The organism is Actinomadura sp. 7K507 (genome assembly GCF_004348425.1).
Taxonomy (GTDB): Bacteria; Actinomycetota; Actinomycetes; order Streptosporangiales; family Streptosporangiaceae; genus Spirillospora.
Map to the genome: position 1 here is coordinate 1 of NZ_SMKK01000350.1, position 7,114 is coordinate 7,114.

Genomic DNA, 7,114 nt, shown 5'->3' on the forward strand with positions numbered 1-7,114 from the left:
TCCAAGGACCCCCCGCATGAACAGAACCAGGCGCCGGCTCGCCGCCACCGTGGCGGGCCTGGCGATCGCACCACTCATCTCCGTGATCCTCCCGGCGTCCGCCGCCCATGCCCACGGCTACGTCTCCGCACCGATGAGCCGGCAGGCCCAGTGCGCGGCGGGCATCGTCGAGTGCGGCGCCATCCAGTGGGAGCCGCAGAGCGTCGAAGGGCCCAAGGGCCTGCGCAGCTGCAGCGGCGGAAACGCGCGGTTCAGCGAACTCGACGACGACGGCAAGGGCTGGCAGGCCACCCCGGTCGGCAACTCGGTCACCTTCACCTGGACGTTCACCGTCAGGCACCGCACGGCCGACTACGAGTACTACGTCGGCGGCAGCCGCGTCGCGGTCGTCGACGGCAACGACCAGCAGCCGCCCGCCACCGTCTCCCACACGGTCGACCTCGGCGGCGTGACCGGACGGCAGAAGGTCCTGGCCATCTGGAACATCGCCGATACCGGCAACGCCTTCTACGCCTGCATCGACGTGGACGTGCGGTAACAGCACGCGGCTCGCCCCCGGCCCGCTCCTGGGGGCGGGCCGCCTCCGTTACTCCGGGTCGCCAGTGCCGGTGCCGGTGCCGGTGCCGGTGCCAGTGCCGGGGCCGGGGCCGGTGCCGGGGCCCGTCCACGGAGGGCGCGGGGCGTTGAGTTCGAGGCGGACGCCGACCATCCGGATCACGAAACAGGCCGCGACGGCGATCAGAGCGGCCGCCAGGCCGTAGAGGTCGGCCTTGACCGCCACGACCGTGATCGCGGCCGCGACCAGGGCCGGGATCGCGTACAGGTCGCTGCGCAGCACCGAAGGGATCTGCCCGACGAGCGCGTCCCGCACCGTGCCGCCGCCCACCCCGGTGACGACGCCCAGCAGCAGCGCGGGCCCGACCCCCAGCCCGTGGGTCAGTGCCTTGCTCGCCCCGATGACCGCGAACGTGCTCAACCCGACCGCGTCCAGCACCGTGATCGGCATCTCCAGCCGGTTCAGGAACCTGCTGCCGACGAACGCGAGCAGCCCACCGCCCGCGGCGAGGGCGAAGTACGGCCAGTCCACGAACGTGGCGGGCGGAAGGGAACCGATGATGACGTCCCGGATGACGCCGCCGCCCAGCGCCGTGATCATCCCGAGCCCCACGACGCCGACCACGTCCAGCTGCGTCGCGCGCACGGCCGTCAGCGCCCCGTTCAGCCCGAAGGCGAACGTCCCGGTCAGATCCAGCGCGAGCAGCAACGGCGGTTGGGTGCTCATTCCCCCTACCTAACCACCCCCCCGGCCGGCGAGACGGCCACCAGCCCCGCCGGCGGCACCGCCGGCTATGGCTTGCGTCCTACCCCGCAGTAGCCGGACACCGCGGCGGGCTCACCCCAAGGGACGGCCTCGGGACGCCACCGTGACATCGACACCAGCCCGGGCTCCAGCAGCTCCAGCCCGTCGAAGAAGCGGAGGATCTGGTCGCTGGTGCGGGGCGTGAGGGTCTCGGAGGCCTTCTCGTTCCAGGCGTCCTGGGCTTCGGCGTTGGCGTCGGCGGCGGTCTGGTCGCCCAGGTCGAAGGTGGCGTGGGTGAGCGCCATGTAGCTGCCGCCGGGGACGGCGTCCAGCAGGCGCATCACGAGCCGGTGGACCTCGTCGAAGTCCGGGATGAAATGCAGGATCCCCAGCAGCATGACCGCCACCGGGCGGCCGAAGTCCAGCGTCCCGGCCGCGGCGGCCAGGATCCGGTCGGGGTCGCGCAGGTCGGCGTCGATGTAGTCGCACGCGCCCTCCTCGCTGCTGGCCAGGAGGGCCTGGGCGTGCAGCAGCACCAGCGGGTCGTTGTCGACGTAGACGATCCTGGACTCGGGCGCCGCCCGCTGCGCCACCTCGTGCGTGTTGTCCATGGTCGGCAACCCGGTACCGATGTCGAGGAACTGCCGGACGCCCGCCTCGCCCGCCAGATGGCGCACCGCGCGGCCGAGGAACGCGCGGTCGGTCCGGGCGATGTCGATGATCTCGGGAAAGAGCCGCTGGTACTGGTCGCCCATTTCACGGTCGACCGGATAATTGTCCTTGCCGCCGAGGAAGTAGTTCCACACCCGCGCCGAGTGCGGCACCGTCGTATCGATATGCGGAAACGAGCCTTCGGCCACGGCGACCATCTCCCATTTGCCTGTCCGGTTTCGCGCAAGCGTAGCCGGGCGGGCCCTAACGCCGCAGAACCTTCGAGCGGGCCGTTTCCAGGAACACCCGCAGTTCGTCGACGCGCAACGCGTACGCCGCGACGACGAATACGGCGCCGCCGACCGCGCATCCCGCGGGCAGCGAGAGCAGCGCGCTGCCGACTCCGCCGGTGAAACCGCCGAGGAGCCAGGCCACCGCGCCGCCCGCAGCCGCACCCGGGATCGCCGCCACGTGGAGCAGCGCAAGTGTGCGGGAGATGCGGCGCCCGTCCAGTCCGTGGAGGCGTTTCCGCAGGATCTGGCCCGCGATCAGGAAGCCGACCACATAGTAGAGACCGTGCCCGATGGGCAGGTAGATGACGATGTGCTCCGGCGGTGCCAGGTACAGGACCGCGAAGCCGGAAACCGCGTGAATGGCGACGGGAGCGAGGGCGATGAGCCCGGGTGTCCGGGCGTCGCCCAGCGAGTAGAAGACCCGCAGCATCAACTGGAACAATGTGAACGGAATGAGCGACACCGCGAACATCATCAGCACGTAGCCGATGACGTGCGCGTCGTCCACCGAGGCGCTGCCCCGCGCGTACAGGACCACCGACAGCGGCACCGCGAAGACCAGCATCGCCACCGACGCGGGAACGAGCAGGACCGACGCCAGCCGCAGTCCACGGGAGAAGTCCAGCCGCACCAGGTCCTTGCGGCCGTCCGCGACGTGCCGGCTCATCTTCGGCAGCAGCGCCGTGATCACCGACACCGCGATGATGGCGTACGGCAACTGGAAGATGACGAAGGCGTTCTTGTAGGCGGTGATTCCCGCGCCGGCCTCCAGCCCGGCCTCGGCCACCCGCGCGCCGGCGCGGGTCGCCACGTTGGTGCTGACCAGCAGGCTGATCTGCGCGACGACGGCGTACACCATCATCCAGCCCGCGTTCCGCATCGCCTCACCGAAACCGGAGCCGCGCAGGTCGAGCCGGGGACGCCACCGGAACCCGGCCCGCCACAGCGCCCACGTCAGGACGAGCGCCTGGAGGATCTGCCCGGCCGTCGCGCCCAGCCCGATGAGCGCGACCTGGCCGTCGGTGATGCCGTCCGGCGTGCGGCCGGGCCCGGCGGTCCACAGGAACAGCAGCGCCGTGGTGATGATCGAAAGGTTGTTGACGACCGGCGCCCACATCGGGGCCCCGAAACGCTGGCGGCTGTTCAGCATGGAGCTGATGACGCCGCTCGCTCCGACGAAGAAGATCTGCAGCAGCAGGAAGCGCGCCAGCGTGACGGCGACCTCACGCTGGTTGCCCGTCCACTCGCCCGCGTAGACGGTGATGAGGACCTGCGCGCCCAGCACGGCGAGGAGGGTGATGGCGGCCAGGGCGAGCAGCGTGACCGTCATGAACCGCTGCTCGGTCGCTACCCCGCCGTCCGGGTCGTTCTGCCGCCGCTTCACCAGGAAGGGCACGAAGACGCTCGCCAGCAGACCGCCGATGAGCAGGTCGTACACGGCGAACGGCACCATGTTGGCCGTCTGGTAGGCGTCGCCGAGCAGTCCCGTGCCGAGCGCGGCGACGATCGCCGCCGTCCGGATGAACCCCGTCGCGCGGGACACGACCGTCCCGACCGCCATGACGACGCTGGAGCGGGCCAGCGACGGCGCCGCGTGCGCGGCGCCGCCGATCTCCTCGCCCTCCTCGCCGGGACGGTCGGCGGTGCCGAGGTCACCGTAGTCGCTGGGGTCGTGCCGGACCTCCAGGCCCCGCTCCGGCCGGGTCGGGGGTTCCCGCCGTTCGATGGCGTCCAGGACGTCGCCGGGCATGAGGACGCGGCGGGTGTACCGGCCCGCCATCTCGTCGCTCTTCAGATGTCCGGCCTCAGTGGGGCCGAGCTCTGGTGCATCGTCGCGCTGCACCATGGTCTCCTCGGGGCGCTGGTCACATGTGCGACCGAGACGATTCCACAGAAAACCGACGGCCGGAAATCGAGACCGATCTGCTCGGCGGAGCCCCCGCGCCCGGACCTCCACCCCACGCCAGCCGGACCTGCGGCCGCGTCGCGGCCCGCGTGGGGCCCGCGTGGGGTCCGCGCCCTACCGGGCTAACGCCGGGTGACGCTCCCGAACTCCTCGCGAATCGCCGCCCAGTACGCCAGATCCTCCCGGTCGGCCTTCCTTCCCCTCCTCCGCCGGCGCCACAGAACCTCCCCGCCCAGCGCCGCCGTCCGGTTCTCTCCCGGCGGCGGAAACGGCGGCGGTGGCGGCCATGCGGAAGGGATCGGCGACAGAGGCCGGGTGGAGGGAGCGGCGAGGCCGGACGGCTTTGAAGGGGCCGGCGCGCCCGGCAGGTCTGGAGCGGCCTGCGGGGACGGTGACGGGACGTGCACGGGTGGGGAGGTGGCCGGGGTCGCCACTTCCACCTTCCTGCGGGTGCCCCAGGCCGCGGTGCGCAGGGTTGCCAGGGACCAGAGCCGGATGGGTAGGAGCAGGAAGATGTGCATGAGGCCGTAGATGGGGGCCAGGGCGAAGGTGCCCAGCTTCTCGGGGAGGTTCATGCCCTCGCGGCGGAGGTCGAGGTAGCGGACCGAGCGCAGGTAGCCGAACGTAATGATCATGGTCAGGTACTGGACGACCAGCACGTCGCCGTACAGGAGCGGGCGCAGGATCAGCGAGTAGACCAGCGTGGTGGTGAACACCAGCCAGGTCGCGAACTCGATGCCCGACAGCAGGAAACCGATGGGACGGCTGCGCGGGAACGTCCTCAGGCACCAGAGGGTTTCGCGGAAGAACGACCGGTTCCAGCGTGATTGCTGGCGTAGATAATGGCCGAGCCGCTCGGGGACGGCCGTTTCGGCCATTGCGCTGGACTGGAAGCGAACCGATCCTTCGAGAAGGCAGTAATTGGTGAGCCGGCGGTCGTCGCCGACCACGGCGGGCTGGCCCAGGAAGGTCTGGGCGCGGAAGTCGTCGAGGTACTTGTGGACGATCCAGCCCCGGTAGGCGGCCAGCGATCCGCAGCAGCACAGGACCGTGCCGAGCATGGAATAGGCAGCGCGCTCGTACAGGAAGGCGTTGGCGTAGCGCAGCTCGATCAGGCGGGTGAGCAGGTTGATCCGGTGGTTGGAGGCGAGCACCATGCCTGTGGCGCCGGTGACGCGTTCGTCGGACATGGAGGCCAGCAGTTCGGCGAAGGCGCGGGGCTTCAGGACGGTGTCGCTGTCGACCCCGATGTAGATGTCGACCTGCGGGACGGCCGTGAAGCCCCTGGCCAGAGCCTCGCGCTTGCCCATGTTGCGCGGCTGGCGCAGGACCAGCAGGTTGATGCCGCTCCGGGCGAACTCCCCAATGTGGGCCTCGGCGACGCGGGCGGCCTCGTCGGTACGGCTGCCGTCATCGACCACCGTCACGGTGCCCGGCGGGAGGGTCTGTTCCATGATCGTGATGAGGCAGCGGCGGAGGATCTCGGGGTCCTCGTTGTAGATCGGAACGACGACCGCCGTGCTCGGGGCGGGGCCGACCGCGCGGTCGCGGTACGGCCGGTAGAACATCGCCAGGGTCAGCTTCAGGGTGAGGAGGGCGAGCAGGAAATGGCCGAGAAACCCCAGTTCGTCGGGGGTGGCGTAGAACCAGGCGATCACCCCGAAGACGGCGAACGTCAGCAGTCCGCCGATTCTTTGCGCCATTTAAACCTCCCAAAAGTCTCAGGCTAAGACGGCATGGGAGTTAATGAAGTGTATTGGCAATGATAAAGACGCTTCGGAAATTCACCCGGATCTTAGTAAACGTCCGGCGGGGTAATGGCGTTTGATCGGCGGGTCCGGCCCGTGTGACTCTTGGGGGCTCTATGCGTTGGACCGCAGTCGCGCCGGCCGCCGTGGCCGTGGTCGCACTGGGCGCAGGCGGCGGAACGGGCGCCTCGGCCGTGGCGGGCGGGCAGGCGGCGCCACCGGCGGCCGAGCGGGTCGCGTCGCCGGACGTCCAGCGGTGGAAGAAGGTCTGGGGGGACGAGTTCGACGGCACGGGGTTCCCCGAGGGCTGGAAGTCCGCCGAGGGGAACGGGGACAACGGCTGGTCGCACGAGTCACTGCACTACAACCTGGCGCGGAACGCGCAGCGCAACGGCGCCGGGCAGCTGGTGATCACCGCGGACAGGGAACCCGCGTCGACAACGCTCCAGTGCTTCAACGGCCCCTGCCGGTACACCTCGGCGCGCATTCAGACCAAAGGCGTCTTCGAGCAGAAGTATGGGCGGTTCGAGGCGCGGATGAAGCTGCCCGTGGGCAAGGGCATCTGGCCGGCGTTCTGGATGCAGCGGTCCGACCCCTACGGCGAGATCGACGTCGTCGAGACCGTCGGCCACCGGCCCGAGATCGTGTACGGGGCCGCGCATGCGTCCTTCGGGGTCTGGGGCAGGGGGCAGAAGGAGCTGCCGGAATCGTTCGGCGACGACTACCACGTCTACGGTGCCGAGTGGAACCAGGACAAGATCGTGTGGTCCGTGGACAGCGCGCCGTACGCCGAAGCTCGGCTCTTCTTCGGGTGGCCTCTCGGCGAGCCCCTCTACTTGATCCTCAATGTCCAGGTCGGTGGCATCTGGCCCGGGCCGCCGGACGCCGGTACGCCGTTCCCGGCCCGGATGCTGGTGGACTGGGTCCGGGTCTACGAGCCCGCCTGACACGAGCCGCCGCCGGCCGCCACCGCCTCGTGCCGGGTTCATCGGTCCAGGCGCCAGCGCCACGCGACCCGAACCTCTACATTACCGACACTTGTGTCGGATAGCTTCAGAAGATGGCGGGGATGGCGTCAGACTTGACGTTCAGCAGCAGCTTGCGCATAGTGGACTCCTAACCGACAACAGTGTCGGTTAGCGTCGCCCCGGTGAGGAGAGCGCCGTGAAGGCCAGGACATCGCGTCGCTGCCCATCGCCTCCGCCCCGGACGACCC

Annotated in this window: 6 protein-coding genes; 2 read left to right on the forward strand and 4 right to left on the reverse strand. The window is 70.0% G+C overall.

The genetic code is table 11. From position 1 onward, the window contains the following. Window positions 1–16: 16 nt before the first annotated feature. Window positions 17–538, forward strand: coding sequence for a lytic polysaccharide monooxygenase auxiliary activity family 9 protein (locus E1285_RS41955; protein ID WP_132160351.1), 522 nt, complete (start codon window positions 17–19; stop codon window positions 536–538). Between the two features lie 48 nt (window positions 539–586). Here E1285_RS41955 and E1285_RS41960 read toward each other — a convergent pair whose 3' ends face one another. The 4 genes from E1285_RS41960 to E1285_RS41975 all read right to left on the reverse strand — a co-directional run bounded on the left by E1285_RS41960 (window position 587) and on the right by E1285_RS41975 (window position 5,853). Further along, on the reverse strand, window positions 587–1,282 hold the full coding sequence (locus tag E1285_RS41960) for a TRIC cation channel family protein (RefSeq protein WP_132160353.1): 696 nt from the start codon (window positions 1,280–1,282) through the stop codon (window positions 587–589). Between the two features lie 65 nt (window positions 1,283–1,347). Next, window positions 1,348–2,169, reverse strand: coding sequence for an SAM-dependent methyltransferase (locus E1285_RS41965; protein ID WP_132160355.1), 822 nt, complete (start codon window positions 2,167–2,169; stop codon window positions 1,348–1,350). A gap of 46 nt (window positions 2,170–2,215) precedes the next feature. Next, on the reverse strand, window positions 2,216–4,024 hold the full coding sequence (murJ, locus tag E1285_RS41970; RefSeq protein ID WP_243723432.1) for a murein biosynthesis integral membrane protein MurJ: 1,809 nt from the start codon (window positions 4,022–4,024) through the stop codon (window positions 2,216–2,218). A gap of 248 nt (window positions 4,025–4,272) precedes the next feature. Further along, a complete protein-coding gene (locus E1285_RS41975; RefSeq protein ID WP_132160357.1) occupies window positions 4,273–5,853 on the reverse strand; it encodes a glycosyltransferase in 1,581 nt (526 codons plus the stop codon). Window positions 5,854–6,014: 161 nt separating this feature from the next. On the opposite strand from E1285_RS41975, the gene E1285_RS41980 reads away from it, so the two are divergent. Beyond that, window positions 6,015–6,845 (forward strand): glycoside hydrolase family 16 protein, encoded by an 831-nt coding sequence (locus tag E1285_RS41980; RefSeq protein WP_132160359.1) that lies wholly within the window; start codon window positions 6,015–6,017, stop codon window positions 6,843–6,845. Window positions 6,846–7,114 lie beyond the last annotated feature (269 nt).

Excerpts from the sequence above, each read along its gene's own strand:
- E1285_RS41975 (WP_132160357.1), bottom strand. The coding sequence starts at position 5,853 with ATGGCGCAAAGAATCGGCGGACTGCTGACGTTCGCCGTCTTCGGGGTG.
- E1285_RS41960 (WP_132160353.1), bottom strand. The coding sequence starts at position 1,282 with ATGAGCACCCAACCGCCGTTGCTGCTCGCGCTGGATCTGACCGGGACG.
- E1285_RS41965 (WP_132160355.1), bottom strand. The coding sequence starts at position 2,169 with ATGGTCGCCGTGGCCGAAGGCTCGTTTCCGCATATCGATACGACGGTG.
- E1285_RS41955 (WP_132160351.1), top strand. The coding sequence starts at position 17 with ATGAACAGAACCAGGCGCCGGCTCGCCGCCACCGTGGCGGGCCTGGCG.
- E1285_RS41980 (WP_132160359.1), top strand. The coding sequence starts at position 6,015 with ATGCGTTGGACCGCAGTCGCGCCGGCCGCCGTGGCCGTGGTCGCACTG.
- murJ (WP_243723432.1), bottom strand. The coding sequence starts at position 4,024 with ATGGCGGGCCGGTACACCCGCCGCGTCCTCATGCCCGGCGACGTCCTG.